Annotated in this window: 15 protein-coding genes; 5 read left to right on the forward strand and 10 right to left on the reverse strand. The window is 73.9% G+C overall.

The features are described 5' to 3' along the window. Positions 1 to 5: 5 nt before the first annotated feature. Both AC069K_RS17630 and AC069K_RS17635 read left to right on the forward strand, forming a co-directional pair. A complete protein-coding gene (locus AC069K_RS17630; RefSeq protein ID WP_478617078.1) occupies positions 6 to 815 on the forward strand; it encodes a methyltransferase domain-containing protein in 810 nt (269 codons plus the stop codon). A gap of 24 nt (positions 816 to 839) precedes the next feature. Next, positions 840 to 1187: a VOC family protein gene (locus AC069K_RS17635; RefSeq protein WP_358836090.1), complete on the forward strand. Its 348-nt coding sequence runs from the start codon at positions 840 to 842 to the stop codon at positions 1185 to 1187. A 100-nt stretch (positions 1188 to 1287) separates the two neighbouring features. Here the strand turns inward: AC069K_RS17635 and AC069K_RS17640 are convergent, their stop codons facing one another. The 3 genes from AC069K_RS17640 to AC069K_RS17650 all read right to left on the reverse strand — a co-directional run bounded on the left by AC069K_RS17640 (position 1288) and on the right by AC069K_RS17650 (position 4464). Continuing rightward, positions 1288 to 3273, reverse strand: coding sequence for a DUF5107 domain-containing protein (locus AC069K_RS17640; RefSeq protein ID WP_478617081.1), 1986 nt, complete (start codon positions 3271 to 3273; stop codon positions 1288 to 1290). A 135-nt stretch (positions 3274 to 3408) separates the two neighbouring features. Then, positions 3409 to 3957 carry a GNAT family N-acetyltransferase gene (locus AC069K_RS17645; protein ID WP_478617084.1) on the reverse strand — a complete coding sequence of 183 codons (549 nt, stop codon included), beginning with the start codon at positions 3955 to 3957 and terminating at the stop codon, positions 3409 to 3411. Positions 3958 to 4026: 69 nt separating this feature from the next. Further along, complete coding sequence (locus tag AC069K_RS17650; protein ID WP_478617087.1) at positions 4027 to 4464, reverse strand: YdeI/OmpD-associated family protein; 438 nt, start codon at positions 4462 to 4464, stop codon at positions 4027 to 4029. 242 nt (positions 4465 to 4706) lie between these two features. On the opposite strand from AC069K_RS17650, the gene AC069K_RS17655 reads away from it, so the two are divergent. Further along, the gene (locus AC069K_RS17655; RefSeq protein WP_365099638.1) at positions 4707 to 5447 is read left to right on the forward strand and encodes a GntR family transcriptional regulator; all 741 of its coding nucleotides are present in this window, start codon (positions 4707 to 4709) and stop codon (positions 5445 to 5447) included. A 33-nt stretch (positions 5448 to 5480) separates the two neighbouring features. After that, entirely contained in the window at positions 5481 to 6572 is a 1092-nt protein-coding gene (locus AC069K_RS17660; protein WP_478617091.1) for an adenosine deaminase, read from the forward strand. A gap of 44 nt (positions 6573 to 6616) precedes the next feature. Here the strand turns inward: AC069K_RS17660 and AC069K_RS17665 are convergent, their stop codons facing one another. From AC069K_RS17665 to AC069K_RS17680, 4 genes are read right to left on the reverse strand one after another with little or no spacing between them, the layout of a single operon-like run. Next, positions 6617 to 7570 carry a S66 peptidase family protein gene (locus AC069K_RS17665; RefSeq protein WP_478617094.1) on the reverse strand — a complete coding sequence of 318 codons (954 nt, stop codon included), beginning with the start codon at positions 7568 to 7570 and terminating at the stop codon, positions 6617 to 6619. Beyond that, positions 7567 to 9588, reverse strand: coding sequence for a S9 family peptidase (locus AC069K_RS17670; RefSeq protein ID WP_478617097.1), 2022 nt, complete (start codon positions 9586 to 9588; stop codon positions 7567 to 7569). Before AC069K_RS17670 ends, AC069K_RS17665 begins: the two co-directional genes overlap by 4 nt. Positions 9589 to 9603: 15 nt before the next feature. Further along, positions 9604 to 10929, reverse strand: a complete 1326-nt coding sequence (locus AC069K_RS17675; protein WP_478617100.1) for a M20/M25/M40 family metallo-hydrolase — start codon at positions 10927 to 10929, stop codon at positions 9604 to 9606. Then, entirely contained in the window at positions 10922 to 11755 is an 834-nt protein-coding gene (locus AC069K_RS17680; protein WP_478617103.1) for a M55 family metallopeptidase, read from the reverse strand. The genes AC069K_RS17675 and AC069K_RS17680 overlap by 8 nt, the downstream gene beginning before the upstream one ends. Before the next feature lie 190 nt (positions 11756 to 11945). Here AC069K_RS17680 and AC069K_RS17685 point away from each other — a divergent pair, with 190 nt between their 5' ends. Further along, positions 11946 to 12797, forward strand: a complete 852-nt coding sequence (locus tag AC069K_RS17685) for a lytic polysaccharide monooxygenase auxiliary activity family 9 protein (protein WP_478617105.1) — start codon at positions 11946 to 11948, stop codon at positions 12795 to 12797. Between the two features lie 28 nt (positions 12798 to 12825). Here the strand turns inward: AC069K_RS17685 and AC069K_RS17690 are convergent, their stop codons facing one another. The 3 genes from AC069K_RS17690 to AC069K_RS17700 form a co-directional block, all read right to left on the reverse strand. Beyond that, on the reverse strand, positions 12826 to 13551 hold the full coding sequence (locus tag AC069K_RS17690) for a class I SAM-dependent methyltransferase (protein WP_365099624.1): 726 nt from the start codon (positions 13549 to 13551) through the stop codon (positions 12826 to 12828). A 105-nt stretch (positions 13552 to 13656) separates the two neighbouring features. Continuing rightward, on the reverse strand, positions 13657 to 16104 hold the full coding sequence (locus AC069K_RS17695; protein ID WP_478617109.1) for a SpoIIE family protein phosphatase: 2448 nt from the start codon (positions 16102 to 16104) through the stop codon (positions 13657 to 13659). 134 nt (positions 16105 to 16238) lie between these two features. After that, complete coding sequence (locus tag AC069K_RS17700; RefSeq protein WP_478617112.1) at positions 16239 to 18722, reverse strand: MFS transporter; 2484 nt, start codon at positions 18720 to 18722, stop codon at positions 16239 to 16241. Positions 18723 to 18894 lie beyond the last annotated feature (172 nt).

The raw sequence follows: 18894 nt of genomic DNA on the forward strand, positions 1-18894 counted from the left end.
CGGTCATGCCCCAGGAGACCGCCGTCTACACGCACGGCCACCACGCGTCCGTCCTGCGCTCGCACACCTGGCGCACCGCGGCCAACTCCGCCGCCTACCTCGTCGGTGAACTCCGGCCCGACGCGCGGATCCTGGACATCGGCTGCGGCCCCGGCACCCTCTCCGCCGACCTGGCCGCGCTGGTCCCGGACGGGCACGTCACGGCGGTCGACGCGGCGCCCGGCATCGTCGAGCGGGCGCGGGCGTACGCCGAGGAGCGCGGGCGGTCCAACATGGCGTTCGCGGTCGCGGACGTCCACGCCCTCGACCACCCCGACGCCTCCTTCGACGTCGTCCACGCCCACCAGGTGCTGCAACACGTGGGAGACCCCGTCCGGGCCCTGCGCGAGATGCGCCGGGTCACCCGTCCGGGCGGTCTGGTCGCGGTCCGCGACAGCGACTACGCCTCCTTCACCTGGTACCCCGAAGTCCCGTCCCTGGACGCCTGGCTGGAGCTCTACCACCGCGTCGCCCGGGCCAACGGGGGCGAGCCGGACGCGGGGCGGCGGCTGCGGTCGTGGGCGCGCGCCGCCGGGTTCACCGACCTCACCTGCACCGCCTCGGCCTGGTGTTTCGCCACGTCCGACGAGCGCGCGTGGTGGAGCGGGCTGTGGGCGGAGCGCACGGTGGCGTCCACGTACGCACGGCTCGCGGTGGACGGCGGCCACACCACCGAAGCCGGTCTCGCGGAGATCGCCGAGGGGTGGCGGGAATGGGCCGCCGCCGACGACGGATGGTTCATGGTCCCCCACGGCGAGATCCTCTGCCGCGTGTGACGGTCACCAACTAGGCTCGTTCGTATGGAGATCCTCGGAACCACTTTGCGCGTCTGCGTCGACGATCTGGAGACCTCGGTGGCCTTCTACGAAGGCCTCGTCGGAAGCAAGGCCCTGCGCTTCGAACGCGGCGGGGTCTCGGTCGCGGCGGTCGGCTGCTTCCTGCTGATGAGCGGTCCGGAGTCGGAGCTGGAGATCCTGCGCAAGGTGTCGGCCACGATCGCCGTCAAGGACCTCGACGACGCCTACCGCGCCCTGACCGGGGTGGGCGCCCGCGTCATCGCGGGCCCGGTCCCCACCCCGGTGGGCCGCAACCTGATCGCGGTCCACCCGGACGGCTCGGTGTTCGAGTACGTCGACCACCGGGGGTAACCGGCCCACCGGGGCGCAAGGTTGTGGTGCGAGGGCGCGACAGCGCCCGTCACGGGGGCGGCGCCGGCGCGGCAAGCTCCCCGTACTCCGAAGCGCCCCCTCAGCAGGACGGCGGCCGCGTCCGGTACGCGTACGCGTACCGGTCCGGCAGCGGGTCGTCCGTGATCCGCGACCACACCTCGGCCAGCGCCTCCGCGCCCTCGCGCAGGTCCGCCACCTCGAACCCCGCCTCGAAGACGGCCCGCGCCCCCGCCGGCTCCCCCTCGGCCAGCAGGATGCGGGCCTCCAGGAGCCGGAACGCCCCACGCGCCCGTACGGGGTCCCGCAGCCGGTCCCAGACCGCGCGGGCGGTGTCGGGCCGGTCCGCCGCGAGCAGGGCCGTGATCGCCTCGCGGCCCAGCGCGGCGGTCGCCGCCACCCAGTGCTCCCCGTCCCGCCGCTCCTCGCACAGGTCGTCGAACGCCTCGGCGTACAGGTCGGCGGCCCGGTCCGGGTTGCCCGCGAGCCGGTCCGCGACCGCGAGGCAGCGCAGCAGCGGCCAGCGCGAGGGCGCGAGCGGCAGCCCGCGCTCCCAACTGCGCACCGCCTGCGCCCGGTCTCCCGCGTGCCACTGCGCGACCCCGAGGTGGTACTCGGTGAGCGGGGACGCGGGCGCCGTCTCCAGCATGTCGCGCCAGTGCGGCGCCACCAGGGTCGGGCCCGGCGGCACGACCCGGCGCGGCTCGGGCAGCGCGCCCGCGTGCAGCAGCGCGAGCCAGGGCGCCTGCTCCTCGCCGAGCGTCGACTCGGGGAACGGCGTACCCGGCAGCTTCAGGTTCCCCCGCAGCACTTCGAGCGCCCCCCAGCCGGACCCGGTGGCCAGGGAGGTGGTGGGCTCGGCGTCGGCGTACGGGCGCCAGGCCGCGTACGCCTTCTCGACGGTCGCGCGCGGCAGCGCCGTCTCCAGCCGGCGCGCCACCTCCTCGCGGGCCGCCCGCCAGTCGTCGCCGTGCACCCGCCCGGGATCGGCGGCGAGCGGTCCGTACGCCTCCAGCCAGGCGAACTCCCCGCCCGCCTCCAGCGGTACGTGCTCCAGCTGGGTGCGGGCCAGGCCCGCCTGGATCTCGGCGTAGCCGGCGGTGCCGGGCTCGGTGAGCCACTCCTGCCAGCGCCGCCCGACCCGGCCCGTGCCCCACAGGAACAGTTTGCGTCCCCGCAGCAGGTCGGTCGACGTCTGCACCAGACCCTGTCCGGACGCGTCGAGCGAGGCGATCCAGCGGCGGGCGCCGTCGGGCACCTCGTAGAAGTAGTCGGCGGGGTGCTCGCCGCGCAGCGGGTACGTACGGTCGGCGCCGTCCCACTCCGGGACCGGCACCCGCCGCAGGGTGCGCGCGTACCCGAAGTGCCAGGCGCTGTCGGCGGGGGCGAGGACGCGGGTGCGCGTCCCCTCCTCCACGGCGGTGTTGGACCACCAGTAGACGGGCGCGGTCCGCTCGTGCGGGTTGCGCACGCGGACGCCCACGTACAGGAAGTCGGAGTCCTCGGGCAGCCAGAGGTCCACCTGGAACGGCAGGTCGCGCAGCCGCTCCCACTCCCACAGCCGCAGCATCTCCCCGCCGTCGGGGGCCGGGACGACGGCCGCGTGCACGGGGGCGAAGGCGAGGGTGGAGTGGCCGGTGGCGCCGATGTTCCACTCGATCCCGCCGGAGAACCAGGCGCCGTTCAGGGCGAAGTCGGCGGGCTGGAGGACGGGGTTGACGTAGAGGAGTTCGCGGCCGGTCGGCTTGTGGAGGAGGGAGCGGATCCGGCCGCCGAGGCCGGGCAGGACGGTGACGCGCAGCCGGGAGTTCTCCAGGACGAGGGTGTCCAGGTCGGAGGGGGTGCGCTCACGGCCGTAGCCGTCGAGGATCCGTACCGGCAGGACCGTGCTCAGCGGCTGGTGGCCGATCTGGCGGGCCATGTCGCGCGGCATGTCCTCGCGGACGCGCCCGGCCGGGTCGCCGAGGGTGTGCACCTCGTCGAGCGGCCGGAGCGCGGGCAGCGGGTTGGGCTGCCCCAACGGGGCGGCGGGCAGGGTCAGTACGGAACGTCGCACGGTCGTGGCCAAGACACCCTCATTCCCTCGCGCGGTCGGCCGCCCCGTCCCCGCGGCCGCCCCGTGACCATGGAACACGGCGGGCGCCGCGCTGACCAGAGGAGCCCCTGGTCAGGATTGCGCAAAGGCCGCCGCCCGGGCGGGGATTCAGCGGGGTTCGACCATCTCCGCCGTGATCGCCCAGCGCTGGTGGTCGCGCCAGGCGCCGTCGATGAAGAGGAAGTCGGGCGAGAAGCCCTCCAGGCGGAATCCGGCGCGGCGCACCAGGGCGATGGAGGCGAGGTTGCCCGGCTGGATGTTGGCCTCCAGGCGGTGCAGTCCGAGCGTGGCGAACGCGTACCGGGTGACCACGTCCAGCGCCTCGCTCATCAGCCCGCGCCCGGCGGCGTGCGCGAAGGCGCCGTAGCCGAGGGCGCCGCTGAGGAAGGCGCCCTGGACGACGTTGTTGATGTTGATGAACCCGGCGATCCGGTCGTCCTCGGGGGTGCAGACGAGGAACCCGTACCGGTTCGGGTCCGCCAGCAGCCGCTCCGCGTAGACGGCATACGCGTCGGGTTCGGTGGGCGGGAACAGCCACGGCGCATGCAGGGACCGGCTGGCCCGGGCAAGCGCGGTGAACTCCTCCGCGTCCCCGAGCGCGAAGGACCGAAGACCCACACGGGGGCCCCGGGCGAGATACACGATCTTGTCGAGCACGGGGTCAGGGTACTGGGGAAGGGGGGTGAGGCGGCGCGGCGGGGCGCGTAAGGCGGGCGGCCCTCGGGGTCACTTGCCGCGGAGCGACTCCACCAGTTTGTCGATGCGCCGCTGCCGCGTCTCGGGGCTCTTGGCGCTCTCGATCTCCCCGACCTGCTTGCGCTTGAGGCTGAAGGCCATCCGCTCGTACGCCCCGCGCAGCGCGGGGTCCGCGTCGAGGACGGCCGCGAGGTCGTCCGGCGCCTCGACCACCCGCGGCTCGTCGTCGAGGCGCAGCTCCACCTCGATCTCCTCGCCCAGGTCGACCCCGCTCGCCTCGCGGTTGGCCGCGCTGATGCCGATGAGGATCTGTCCGCGCATGGCGGCGACCCTGGTACGCCAGGAGTGGCCGTTGATCCCGACCACCACCGGGGGCCGCTTGCCCTGCCCCAGCTCGTCGATGACGTCCTGCGGCACCTCGACGCCCAGCGCGTTGCCGGACGGGATGACCGTGGCCTTGAACTTCATGCTCGCACTCCTCGTCCGTACCGTCTGCCGTGTCAACGGGCCAGGATATACCGGGAGTTGCACGCCGACCGGCCGTTCCCGCGCCGCGCCGGCAGGTCGCGCCGCTCCTCCCGTACAGGATGGGCGGATGCCGTACGGCACGGGCGCCGGAGCGGGCCGTACGGGTGAGGGGCGGGTCCGGCCGGGGCACCGACCCCCCGGCCGCCTTGTCAGACAAGTGGAGGCCGGGCCATGCTTGCGCCATGGCAGTCAGCGGACAGCAGCGCAGGCCGGTCGTCGCCCTGTACGAGCGGATCGCCGACGCGATCCACGACGGCACCTACCCGCCGGGCTCCACCCTGCCCTCGGAGCCGAGGCTCGCGGGCGAGCTGGGAGTGAGCCGTCCGGCGCTGCGCGAGGCGCTGCTGCTGCTCCAGGAGGACGGGCTGCTCTCGGTGCGCCGGGGCGTGGGGCGGACGGTGAACGACCGGCCGCCCCGACGCGGCTTCGAGCAGCTCCAGCCGCTGGAGGAGCTGCTCGGGGCGGGCGGGCCGGTACGGGTGCGCGCGCTGCTGCGGAGCGTGGAGGAGCCCACCGACTTCACCACCCAGCACCTGCTCCCCGGCGCCGGGGCCGAGCTCCGGTTCTGGGAGACCGTGCTGGTCGGCGAGGGTTTGGCGGTGGCGTTGTGCCATGAGTGGGCCGCGCCCCAGGACGTGCTCGAACGGCTGCACCCCGCCTTCGCCGCCGCCCTGGCCGACGAGCCCGCCCGCTCCATGCTGGCGGTGCTCATGGACGCCTCCCGGGGCGTACCGCTGAGCGCGCACAGCGGGGTGACGGCGACCCTGCTCGGGCGCCGCAGGGGCGAGCAGCTGGAGCGCCCGGCGGAGACCCCGGCCGTCCTGGTCACGCAGGTCGTCCGGGTGGAGGGCACCCCCGTCCTCGCCGCCAAGCACATGCTCCCGAGCGGCGCCCCGGCCCTGCCGGTGCTCCACGGCGGCTAGGCCGGGCCGACCCAGGCTGTACACTCCCCGGTCATGCACTTGTCTGACAACTCCTCCGCCCAGCCCGTCGCCGACTGGATACGCCGCGCGCCCAAGGCCGTCCTCCACGACCACCTCGACGGTGGTCTGCGTCCCGCCACGATCGTCGAGCTGGCCCGCGCCTGCGGCTACGAGGGTCTGCCGACCGAGGACCCGGCGGCGCTCGCGGTCTGGTTCCGCGACGCGGCGGACTCCGGTTCGCTGGAGCGCTACCTGGAGACCTTCGCCCACACCTGCGCGGTGATGCAGACCCGTGAGGCGCTGGAGCGGATCGCGGCGGAGTGCGCCGAGGACCTGGCGGCGGACGGGGTCGTCTACGCGGAGGTGCGGTACGCGCCCGAGCAGCACCTGGAGCGCGGGCTCACCCTCGACGAGGTCGTCGAGGCGGTGAACGCGGGCCTGCGTGAGGGCGAGCGCCGCACCGGCGGGCGGATCACCGTGCGCGCCCTGCTCACCGGGATGCGCCACACCGACCGCTCCCTGGAGATCGCCGAGCTGACCGTGGCGCACCGCGACCGCGGGGTGGCCGGGTTCGACATCGCGGGCGGCGAGATCGGCAACCCGCCGGCCCGCCACCTCCCCGCCTTCCAGCACCTGAAGCGGGCGAACTGCCACTTCACCATCCACGCGGGCGAGGCCGTCGGCGCCGAGTCGATCCACGAGGCCGTGCAGATCTGCGGCGCCGAGCGCGTCGGGCACGGTGTGCGGATCACCGACGACATCACCGTCCATGAGGACGGGACGGCCGACCTCGGCCACCTCGCCTCCTACCTGCGCGACAACCGCATCGCCCTGGAGGTCTGCCCGACCTCCAACCTCCAGACCGGCGCGGCCAAGGACTACGCCTCGCACCCGATCGACCTGCTGCGGCGCCTCGGCTTCCGGGTCACCCTGAACACCGACAACCGGCTGGTCTCCGGCACCACCATGAGCGAGGAGTTCCAGCACATGGTGGACGCCTTCGGCTACGGGCCCGAGGTGTTCGAGCAGTTCACCGTCGCCGCCGTCGAGGCCGCGTTCCTGCCGCTGCCGGAGCGCCGCCGCATCATCGACGAGCTGGTCCGCCCGGGGTACGCCGCCCTCTAGCGACGGCTGCCGCGTCCCCGGCGCGCACCTTCGTCCTACGGCACCTACACCAGCGCGGGCACCTCCAGAGTGAGCGTGCCCGCGTCGGCGTCGAGCACCGCGGGCACCCCCAGCGGCATGGTGAGCGAGGGGGCGCAGTGGCCGAAGCCGAAGTGCTCCACCACCGGCACGCCGAGCGGGGCGAGCCGGTCGGCCAGCACGGCCCGCACCTTCTCGTACGGTCCGCACGCCTCCCAGGAGCCGAGCACCACCCCGGCCACCCCGTCCAGCCATCCCGAGCGCAGCAGCTGGGTCAGGATGCGGTCGATCCGGTAGTCCTCCTCGCCCACGTCCTCCAGGAGCAGCAGCCCGCCGCGCACCGAGGCCAGGGCGTCCGGGGTGCCGAGGCCGGCGGCGAGCAGGGCGAGACAGCCGCCCACCGTGGTCCCCCGGGCCCGGCCCGGCACCATCGGGCGCGCACCGTCCGCTCGGAGCGTGCGGGCCGCCTCGGGGGCGAAGAGGGTGGTGCGCAGGGAGCGCTGGGTCGGGTCGTCCTTGAGGAACGTCTCGGCCGAGACCATCGGCCCGTACAGCGTGGAGAGCCCGAGGTGCGCGGCGAACGCGTCGTGCAGCGCGGTCACGTCGCTGTAGCCGACGAACACCTTGGGCCCGGCGGCCCGCATCGCGCTCCAGTCGACCAGGTCCACCATGCGCTGTGCCCCGTACCCGCCGCGCGCGCAGAGCACCGCGTCGACCGACGGGTCGCACCACGCCTGCTGGAGGTCGCGCGCCCTGGCGTCGTCGCCGCCCGCGAGGTAGCCGAACTCCGGGTGCCGGTCGCGGACATGGGGCAGCACGACCGGGTCGAGGTCCCAGCCGCGCAGGATGTCGAGCCCCGCGTCGAGCCGCTCGCCCGCCACCGGACCGCTCGGGGCCACCACCGCCACCCGGGCGCCCGGGCGCAGTCGCGGGGGCCGGGTGAGGGGCACGGGGGCGGGGGCGGGGTGCGCGGGCGTCACTTGTCCAGCTCCAGGAGGGGGATGTCGGGCCGGTCGATACCGAACGTCTGGGCGTACAGGGAGAGTTCGGCCTCCAGGGCGCGGATCAGCGTGTCCGCCCGCCGGAAGCCGTGGCCCTCGCCCTCGAAGGCGAGATAGGCGTGCGGTACGCCGCGGCCGGCCGTCCGAGCCAGGAACCGTTCGCACTGGGCGGGCCGGCAGATCGGGTCGTCGAGGCCCTGGAGCAGCAGGAACGGCGTGTTGATCCGCTCCGCGTGGGTGATCGGCGAGCGTTGCGCGTACCGCCCGGGGAACGCGGCGCGGGGGCCGATGAGGGATTCCATGTACCGCGACTCGAAGTCGTGCGTCCCCTCCGGGGAGGACCAGTCGGTGAGGTCGAGGACGGGGTAGAGGACGGTGCCGCAGGCGTAGACGTCGGTGGTGGCGAGGGAGAGCGCCGCGGTCCAGCCGCCCGCGCTGCCGCCCCGGACGGCCAGGCGCCGGGGGTCGGCGGTGCCCTCGTCGGCGAGCGCGCGCGCCACGGCAGCGCAGTCCTCGACGTCGACGACGCCCCATTGCTCGCGCAGCCGGTCGCGGTACTCCCGTCCGTACCCCGTGGAGCCGCCGTAGTTGACCTCGGCCACGCCGATGCCGCGCGAGGTGAAGTAGGCGATCTCCAGATCGAGGACGAGGGGCACCTGCCCGGTCGGGCCGCCGTGCACCCGGATCACATACGGCGGCAGCTCCTCGGCGGGCGCCACCCGGCCGGGGTGGTGCGGCGGGTAGACCAGGGCGTGGATGTCGCGGCCGCCGGGGCCGGTGAAGGTGCGGATCTGCGGTTCCGGGTAGTACGCGGGGTCCACCACGTCCTCGTGGGGGCGGCCGACCACCCGGGTGCGGCCCGAGCGGGTGTCCAGCTCGACCACCTCGGCCGCCGTGCGCGGGCTGGCGCCGACGCCGACGACCCGGCTGCCGTGCGCCGCGAGCGTCGCCTGCCAGGCGGTCCAGGGGCCGGCCGCGTCCACCACCTCGCCGCTCTCCGGGTCGAGTATGCCGAGCGCGGTCGCGCCCCGGCCGTGGATCACGGCGATCAGACCGCTGTCCAGGGGCTGGAACCAACGGCGGCCGATCTGCCAGAGCGGACCGCCGAACTCCTCCTCGCGGGGACAGAGCGCCACGGCCGTGCCCGCGTGGTCCGCGGGGTGGGAGGAGAGCGGGTCCGCGGGCGCCGGATCCATCCGGTAGAGGTTCCACCAGCCGGTGCGGTCGGAGGAGAACAGCAGCCGGCCGTCGGGCGCCCACTCCACCTGGGCGAGGGACTCGCCGGGGCCGCCCGCGACGGGGTGCGCCCCCGTGAGGACGCCGTCCTCCCCCAGCTCCGCGAGGATCAGCTCGGTGCCGTCCCACGGCATGTTCGGGTGGTCCCAGGCGAGGTACGCCGCGCGGGAGCCGTCCGGGGAGAGCCGGGGGCCGGTGACGAAGCGGTGGCGCCCGTCGGAGAGCTCGCGCACCCGGCCGCGGTCCTCGGCGGCCGAGCCGTCGAGCGGTACGGCCGCCAGCACCCTGCGTACGTCGGTCGGAGCGTCGCCGGTGAACTCCTCCAGGACGCACCACACTTCGCCGCGCCCGGCCACGAGGACGGGGTCGGCCCAGCGCAGCCCCTCCCCGACCGCCGACAGCGGGGTGAGCGGCCTCGGCTCCCCCGGCCCGTCCGGCTCGTACACGTACAGCCGCTGGTCCGGGAAGTGGACGAAGACCACGAGCGGTCCCCCGGTGTCCCGCGCCGCCGCGGCCCACGGCACGCCGCCGTACTCAATGACCCGGCTGCGTACGTTCCACGGAGAGGGCAGCAGCGACCGGGCTGTGCCGTCCGCCCGGCGGCGGACCAGGGCGCGGCGGCCGCCCTCGGTGGGGCGGGGTTCGGTCCACCACACCTCCTCGCCGACGATGCCGGCGAAGTCGGGCGAGCCGTCGTGGGTGGCGGCGAGCTCGGCGTCGATGGGCGACGGCCAGGTTCCGTAAGGCCCGATGGGCACCATGTCTTCCAACTCCCCCTAAGCGGAACGCAGATAGTGGTCGAGGACCCGCACGCCGAAGTGGAGGGCGTCCACCGGGACCCGTTCGTCGACGCCGTGGAACAGCGCCTGGTAGTCGAAGCCGGGCGGCAGCCTCAGCGGCGAGAAGCCGTACCCGGTGATGCCGAGCCGGGAGAACTGCTTGGCGTCGGTGCCGCCGGACATGCAGTACGGCACGACGTGCCCGTCGGGGGCGAACTCCTCGACGGCCGCGCGCAGTTTGGCGTACGTGGGGGTGTCCACCGGGGCCTGGAGGGCGACCTCCTTGTGGTGGAACTCCCAGTCGACGTCCGGGCCGGTGAGCCGGTCGAGCGTGTCGCGGAACTCGTCCTCCGTGCCCGGCAGGAACCGCCCGTCCACATACGCCGTGGCGTGCCCCGGGATCACGTTGATCTTGTAACCGGCTTCCAGCATCGTCGGGTTGGCGCTGTTGCGGACGGTCGGCTCCACCAGCGCGGCGGCCGGGCCGAGCTTGCCGAGGAGCGCGTCCACGTCGAAGCCGCGGGCGGCCGGGTCGGCGTCGATCCCGTACAGCGCGGCGAGCTCGCTCAGGGCCGCCCGGACGGTCGGGGTGATCCGGACCGGCCAGCGGTGCTCCCCGATCCGGGCGACCGCGGCGGCCAGCCGGCTGACGGCGTTGGCCGCGTTCACCTTGGAGCCGTGGCCGGCCCGTCCGTGCGCGGTGAGCTTCAGCCAGCCGGTGCCGCGCTCGCCCGCCGCGATCGGGTACAGCTGCAGGCGGGGGCCGGCGTGGAAGGTGAACGCGCCGGACTCGCTGATGCCCTCGGTGCACCCCTCGAAGAGGCCGGGGTGGTGGTCGGCGAGGAAGCCGGAGCCGTCGACCGCGCTGGCCTCCTCGTCCGCGGTGTAGGCGATGACGATGTCCCGGCGGGGGCGCACGCCGGCGCGCGCCCAGGCCCGGACGACCGTGAGGACCATCGCGTCCATGTTCTTCATGTCGACGGCGCCCCGCCCCCACACCACGCCGTCGCGGACCTCTCCGGAGAACGGGTGCACGCTCCAGTCGGCCGGTTCGGCGGGCACCACGTCGAGGTGGCCGTGGACCAGGAGCGCGTCGGCGGAGGGGTCGGTGCCCTCGATGCGCGCCACCACGTTGGTGCGGCCCGGCGTCCGCTCCAGCAGGGTGGGCTCCAGGCCGGTGGCGGCGAGCCGCTCCGCCACGTACTCCGCGGCGGGGCGCTCGCGGCAGTCGCCGCCCCCGCGGTTGGTGGTGTCGATCCGGATGAGCTCGGAGGTGAAGGCCACCACCTCGTCCAGCGCGGCCGTGTCGATGTGCTCAGCCATACTGCTCCTCCACCGCGGCCGAGACGATCGTGGTGACCGCCTTGAAGGTGCGGATGCCCTCGTACATGGTGTCGCTGGTGTAGGCGACGCGGCGCTCACCGGTGCGCTCCGCGCCCGGGACCACCGTGGCGGCCCCCGCCAGGTGCTCCGCGTCGAACTCGATCTCGACGGTGAACGGCCCGCGCCGGACCGGGTCATGACGCCCCGCCAGGGCCGCCGCCTCCTTCGCGGCCGCCCTGATGTCGGCGGCGGTCCGCGCGGGGGTGCGGCACACCGCCGCGTACCGCGAGACGTGGTCCTTCACCGCCACCTTGCGCGCCCCCGGGGCATACCCCTCGGCGTCCGCGCAGGTCAGGTCGTCACCGGTGACCAGGACCACCGGCACCCCGTACTCCGCGACCACCCGGGCGTTGAGCAGTCCCTCACTCGCCCGTGTCCCGTTCAGCCAGACGCCCGTGAGGGAGTTGGCGAGATAGGTGTGGGCCAGGACGCCTTCGGTGCCCGCCCCGGTGTGGTACCCGACGAAGGCGATGCCGTCCACGTCGCCGTGCTGCACGCCCTCGACCATCGACAGCGACTTGTGGCGCCCGGTGAGCATCTGCACGCGCTCGTCCAGCCGCTCCAGCAGCAGATTGCGCATGGACCAGTGCGCCTCGTTGACGAGGACCTCGTCGGCACCACCGTCGAAGAATCCCAGCGCCGCGGCATTGACGTCCGACGTGAACAGGGCACGACACCGCTCCCACTGCGGAGCACCCGGCAGCACGTCACCGGGCCAGGTGACACCGGTGGCGCCCTCCATGTCGGCGCTGATGAGGATCTTCATGCCACGAAACCGTACGCGTCGCGGAACGCCCTCACCAGCCCTGTGGACAACCACCGGCGCGTGTCCTGCCGCGCGCCCTCGGCCGGTCCCCGCCGCACCCAATTGGTGCAGACCTCTTGCATGTTGGTCCAGACCAATGCCAGCCTCTGGTCCGAACCAGCTGAGGAACCAGCTGAGAAGGAGCCGCCACATGTCCGTACGACGTACAGCAGCCGCCCTCGGTGTTCTCGGTGCGGCGTCCGCGTCACTGCTCTCCGTCGCCGGGTCGCCCGCCTCCGCGCACGGTGCCGTGTTCAACCCGGTCAGCCGGGTCGCCGCCTGCTACGCGGAAGGCCCCGAGACCCCCAAGTCGCAGGTGTGCAAGGACCTGGTCGCCGACTCCGGCACCCAGCCGCTCTACGACTGGAACGAGGTCAACATCGCCAACGCCGACGGGCACCACCAACAGCTCATCCCGGACGGCAAGTTGTGCTCGGCCAACCGGGAGAAGTACCGCGCGCTGGACTGGGCCCGTACCGACTGGCCCGCCACCGGCGTCTCGGCGGGACCCTTCGGGTTCAGGTTCCGGGTGACGGCCCCGCACTCCGGGACCATGACGCTCTACATCACCAAGGAGGGCTTCGACCCGACGAAGCCCCTGAAGTGGTCCGACCTGGACTCCCGGCCGGTCGCCACGTACGCCACGACCCGGATCTCCACCGACGGCTCGTACACCTTCACCGGGAACCTGCCCGCCCGCACCGGCCGCCACGTCATCTACAAGGTGTGGCAGCGCAGCGACAGCCCGGAGGCGTTCTACAGCTGCTCCGACGTCGTGTACGGCCAGGCCGCGCAGGGCGCCGCCCAGCCGGCCGCGCCCAGTCAGCGCGCCATCGACGCGGGCGCCGCCAAGTCCACCGTGAGCCACCACGGACACGGCGGCGGGGCGGCGCCCAAGGACTCGTTCGCCCTCGGCACGGCGGCGCAGCCCGTCGCGGCCGCCTCCCTGGCGGGGGTCCTGGCCGGCGGCGTCCTGCTGCTGCGCCGGCGCAAGGACTCCTGACCCGCGGCGGATACGGGCGCGCCGGCCCTCACCCGGCGCGCCCCACCACCCACCACGTGGAGGGCAGCGCGATCCGGGTGCCGTCCGGGCGGTACTCGGTCGTGGTCAGGGGCAGTTCGCCGCGGGCCAGGACCGTCAGCCCGGCCGCGCCCAGCAGCTCGGGCACGGCCGCGTCGGCCACCTCGCCCGGGGTGAGGCCGTGGGCGAAGACCGGGCGCAGCTTCGGCGGCGCCCCCGCCGGGTCCTGGGTCAGGCCCGCCAGGACCTGCTTGGCCGCCTCCGCGAGCTCCACCAGCAGGGCCCGCCCGCGCGTCCCGACCAGCGTGGCGACGGCGTCGGCCAGGGGCCCGCGGGCGGCCGGCTCGCACTGGTGCAGCACCCCGCGCACATACACGTTGGCGTCGCCCAGGCGCGCGTGCAGGTCCTGGACGGCCTTCTCGTCGGTCGCGTCCAACTGCTCGAACCGGGCGCGCCCGTCCGGGTCCTGGCTTCTGGCCCGCTCCACCGCGGCCGGTGAGAGGTCGACGCCGACCACGCTGTCGTAGCGGTCGGCGAGGAAGCGGGTCTGGGTGCCGTTGCCACACCCCAGGTCGACCATCGGCAGGGCCAGATCGGTGAGATGGGGCTCGAAGAGGGCGAGGTGGGGACCCGCCGTGAGAGCCGGCTCGGCGTCCCAGAACACCGCGCCCGTCTCGTCGGGCGCCTCGTTCCAGAACCCTTCCCAGGCGTCCTTGTACCGACTCGTCACGCTCATGACCGACTCCCCAGGCTGGCACGCACAGTGTCAAGATCGGTCTATCGCTCCGGAGGCACGCCGACAAGGACCCGGCGCAATCCTTCACGCCCCGTTCGAGCCGGTTCAGCGCCTCGTGCGCCCCCTGGACGGCAACGGCACCTCGAACCACACGGTCTTGCCCCCGCCCGTACGGCTCGTCCCCCACTCGCGGGCCAGCCGGCTCACCACCCGCAGTCCCCGCCCCGCCTCGTCCAGCGCTCCCGCGTGCAGCAGCATCGGCAGCGTGTGGTCGTCGTCGACGACCTCGCAGCGCAGCGTCTCCGCCCGCACCATCCGCAGCCGTACCTGATGGCTGTGCGCGTGCCGTACGGCATTGGTGACGACCTCGCTGACCAGCAGCTCCACGGTCTCCACCAGATCCTCAAGGCCCCAGTCGCGCAGCCGGCCGACGACCAGGCGCCGGGACCGTGCCACCTCGCGCGCGTCGATGGCGAGCGACCACTCGGACACGTCCTCGCGCGCGATGCCGTTGAGCCGGGCCATCAGGAGGGCGACGTCGTCCTTGCGGCCGCCCCGGATGTTGAGGGCGCGGATGATGGTGTCGCAGGCGTCGTCCATGGAGGCCGCCGGGTGCGCGGCGGACTCGCAGAGGGTCGCGAGACCCACGCCGATGTCCTCCCCGCGCACCTCGACCAGGCCGTCGGTGCACATCACCAGCCGGTCGCCCGGCTCGACGCGCAGCCGCACGGTCTCGAAGGGCACCCCGCCGACGCCGATGGGCGCCCCGGTCGGCAGCTCCAGCAGCTCGCTGCGGCCGTCGGCGGCGCGGACCAGGACCGGCGGCACATGGCCCGCGTTGGCCAGCAGGAGCTCGCCCTCGATGGGGTCGTACACCGCGTAGAGGCAGGTCGCCAGATAGTGCTCGCCGAGCCGCTGCGCGAGGTCGTCCAGGTTGCGCAGCAGTTGGGCGGGCGGCAGGTCCAGAGCCGCCATGGTCTGCACGGCGGTACGCAACTGGCCCATCATCGCCGCGGAGTTGAGGCCGTGGCCCATGACGTCGCCGACCACCAGGGCTATCCGGGAGCCGGGCAGCTTGATGGAGTCGAACCAGTCGCCGCCGACCCGGCCGAGCAGGGTGCCGGGCAGGTAGCGCGTGGCGGTGTCGCAGCCGGTCATCTGCGGCGTGACCTGCGGCAGCATCGAGTCCTGGAGGGTCTCGGCGACGCTCTCCTGGTAGGTGTACATACGGGCGTTGTCGAGGACGAGCCCGGCGCGGGCGGCGAGTTCGGCGCCGGTCACCCGGTCCATGTCGTTGAACTCGGCCCGCTCCGCGTGGCGCAGCAGGATCATGAACCCGAGCACCACGTTGCGCGCCTTGAGGGGAACCACCAGCATCGACCGGCCGTTGATCAGAGGCCGGATGTCGCGCTTTTCGAACTGCGAGGCGATGGCGGTGCCCATCTGCTCGCTGATGCGCGGGACGAGCACGGGCTCGCCGGTGGTCATGCACTGGAAGAAGGGGGTGTGCGCGGGGAACGGCATGGACTCGCCCACGGGGACGACGTCGTCCCACCGCCCGGGTGCGTCGACGTGTTCGAGGGCGACCCGGTGCCACAGGGTGGTCTCGTCCGGCGGCCCGTCCGGGAACCCCTCACCGGCGATGACCTGTTCGCGCAGATAGGTGCCCGCGACATCGGTGAAGCGCGGCACGACGGCGGCGCTCACCTCCTGGATGGTGCGGGACAGATCGAGGGAGGAACCGATGCGGCCGCTGACCTCGTTGAGGAACTCCAGCCGCTCGCGCACGGCGGCGTACTCGAGGTCCTGCGCGAACTCGGGCTCGGGCGCGGGCGCCGTCCCGACGGCGGCCGGGGCCTGCTCGGCGCCCTGCACGACCCTGCGCCCGGGGCGGCGGGGCACACCCCAGTCGGGCGTCACGGGCGCCCGGTCGTGCTGGCTGAACTCCAGGACGGGATAGCCCAGTTCGAGCACCTGCGAGACGATCCGGGAGCTCTCGCCGACGCTCATGCTGGGCAGGATCTCGGGCAGCCGCCGGGCCAGCTCGTCCGCGCCCTGGAACTCGGTGTGCAGCGCGAAACCGGGTGCTATCCGCTCCACACCGCCCCGGCCGGGCCCCGGGTGGCCGGCGTGCAGCAGCGCCGCGTCCGCCGCCAGCACCAGAAGCCGCCCGGAGCCGGGCCCGACCAGCGGATACGCCCACCAGAGCACGTCGACGCGGGGCCGCCCGGGGTCCGAGAGGGCGGCTCGCCCGGCCGTGGGGTAGGAGGTCAGGCCGTTGAGCGAGGCGTCCAGCGCCGGGCCGAACATGTCGTAGGCGTCCAGGTCGCCCAGCGCGTCGCCGGACCGGTCCTCGTCCAGCGCGCCGGAGACCGGCAGCAGGTCGAGGGCGGGACGGCCCACCGCCTCCTCGCGGGTGGGCCCGAACAGCCGGCGCGCACCGGTCGACCAGTGCGACACCAGCCCGTCGCCGTCCACGACGATCACGGCAAGCGGAATCCGTCCGGCCACGGCGGACTGCCGGGGCAGCGTCGGCGGAGTGCCACTGTCCATGGGTGGAGGCTCCTTCCCCGCCGCAAGGATCTGCGGCTGTGCCACCTACCGTACGGCCATGCGAAGGCCCCGCGCGGGGCAACGCCGGAATACGGCGTACGCCCGCGTGTACCGGGCACTTGGTTGAAGAATAGTCAGTCCTCGTGGCCCAGTTGGAGGTCCCGCTCGGTGCGGCCGCCACCGGCGACCTGAAGCACCGTGGCCACCGGCGGATACCCGGCCGCGATCACGGTGTACTCGCCGGAGGAGAGGTCGACGAAGCGGAAGGTGCCGTCGGGTCCGGTGGTGAGGGTGTCGACCACGTTCCCGGCCGCGTCGAGCAGCGTCACGCGCGCGTCCTCGACCGTCCGTCCGCCGCTCGCCCTGACCGTGCCGCGCAGCACGGCGCCGCCCGCGAGCTCGATGTCCTGGCGGGTCTCGCGCGAGGACTGGACGCTGACGGGGAGGGCCGCCGGCCGGAAGGCGGGGGCGCTGGCGGCCAGGGTGTACTCACCGGCCACCAACTCGCTGATCACGTAGGCGCCTTCGCGCCCGCTGCGGGTGGTGGCGACGACCTCGCCCCGTACGTCGGTGAGGGTGACGGCCGCGTCCCGTACCGGGGTGCCGTCGGCGGTGACCACCGACCCGGCCAGCCGTCCGGCGCCGCCGAGGACCACGTCGAGCTCGACCGGGCGCTCCCCCACGGTCACCGAGACGGCCTGCGGCTGGTGCCCTCCGGCCGCCGCGATCAGGACGTAGCTGCCGGCGCCCGGAACGCTGAGCGCGTACCGCCCGTCCTCGCCGCTGCCGCCGCGCCCCACCTGCTGTCCGCGCACGTCGACGAGGGTGAGCGCGGCGCGCGGCACGGTGGTGCCGTCGCTGTGCTGCACCGTGCCGCAGACCGGGACGCCGCTGTGGGCGGGGGCGTGGGGCGTACGCGCCTGGGGCACGGGGGTCGCGTCGACGGCGGGGGCGTTCTGGGACACCAGCGGTTTCTCCTTGAGGAAGAAGGCGAGCAGGAGGCCGAGCACCAGGACCGGCACCAGGTAGAGGAAGATCCGCGGCATGGCCTCGGCGTAGGCGCGGATGTAGCCGTCGCGCAGGGCGGGCGGCAGGCTGTGCACCAGCTGCGGGGTGATCGACTCGGGGTCGGGGAGGCGGGTGCCCGCGGGGAGCTGCTCGGTGAGGGAGTGGGCGAGGCGGTTGGTGAACAGGGTGCCGAAGACGGCGGCCCCCACGCTGCCGCCGATCTGCCGGAAGTAGTTGTTGGCGCTGGTGGCGGCGCCGAGGTCGGCGGGGTCGGCGGCGTTCTGCACGGCGAGGACGAGCACCGGCATCACCAGGCCGATGCCGATGCCGAGGACCGCCATCCAGACGCTGTAGTCCAGCCGGGGCGTGTCCGTCTCAAGGCGGGAGAGCAGCCCCATGCCGACGGCGGCGACCGCGCTGCCGAGGACCGGGTAGATCTTGTAGCGGCCGGTGCGGCTGATGAGCTGGCCGGAGATGATCGAGGCGGCGACGATGCCGCCCATCATCGGCAGGACCAGCAGCCCGGACTCGGTGGCGCTGGCGCCGTCGACCATCTGGAGGAAGGTCGGCAGATAGCTGGCCGCGCCGAAGAGCGCGACGCCGATGACCGCGCCGACCAGTCCGGAGACGGCGAAGACCGGGTCGCGGAACAGCCGCAGCGGGATGACGGGTTCGCGCGCGTGGTTCTCGGCCACGACGAAGAGCAGGGTCGTACCGAGGGCTCCGGCGGCCAGCCCGAGGATGACGCGCGAGTCCCAGGCGTACTCCGTCCCGCCCCAACTGGTCAGCAGCACCACGCAGGTCGAGGCGGCGATGAGCAGGAGCGAGCCGAGGACGTCCAGGCGCGGGCGGGCGGCGGGGCGGGGCAGCTGGAGGACGACGGCGATGACGGCGAGGGTGACCAGGCCGAAGGGGACGTTGATGTAGAAGCACCAGCGCCAGGAGGCGTGGTCGGTGAAGAACCCGCCGAGCAGGGGCCCGGCCACCGAGGCCAAGCCGTAGACGGCGCCGATCAGGCCCATGAAGCGGCCGCGCCTGCGGGGCGGCACGATGTCCGCGATGATCGCCTGCACGCCGATCATGAGCCCGCCGCCGCCGACGCCCTGGACGGCGCGGAAGGCGATGAGCTCGTCCATGGTCCGCGCCCAGCCGGCCAGCGCCGAGCCGATCACGAAGACGACGATGGCGAACTGGAAGACGGGTTTGCGGCCGAAGAGGTCCCCGAGCTTGCCGTAGACGGGCAGCCCGATGGTGGAGGCCAGCAGATAGGCGGTGACGGCCCAGGACACCTTGTCGAGGCCGTGGAGATCACCGACGATCTTCGGCAGCGCGGTCGCCACGATCATCTGGTCGAGGGCCGCGAGCAGCATGGTGAGCATCAGCCCGGCGAAGACCAGCCGGACCCGGCGCGCGCTGAGCGCCACGGGAGCCTCGGACGGTCCGGCGGGCGGTCCGTCAGGCGGTCCGGCGGGCGGCGCCGGATCGGCCGGGACGGCCGCCGCCGTGTCGGAGAACTCCGGGACCGGCTCCCGCACGGCCCGCCGTGCCCGCCGCCGCTCCCCCGAAGGCCCGCCCCGCGCCGGGTCCTTCACCAGAGTGATCCCACCCACGTCTGCTCCCCTCGTCGCGCCTGATTCGGCTGCGCGGCGTACATACTGCGCATCGGGCGCTAATAGGGAGCAAGCGGAAGAGCGGCGGCGCGCGGGCGCACAACTGGCCCTGGAAGGGGGCGCGTCCACCGCCCCATCAGCGTGTTTCAATCGGCCCGGCGCGCGCGGGCGC

It is taken from the genome of Streptomyces sp. NPDC043908 (assembly GCF_056435525.1).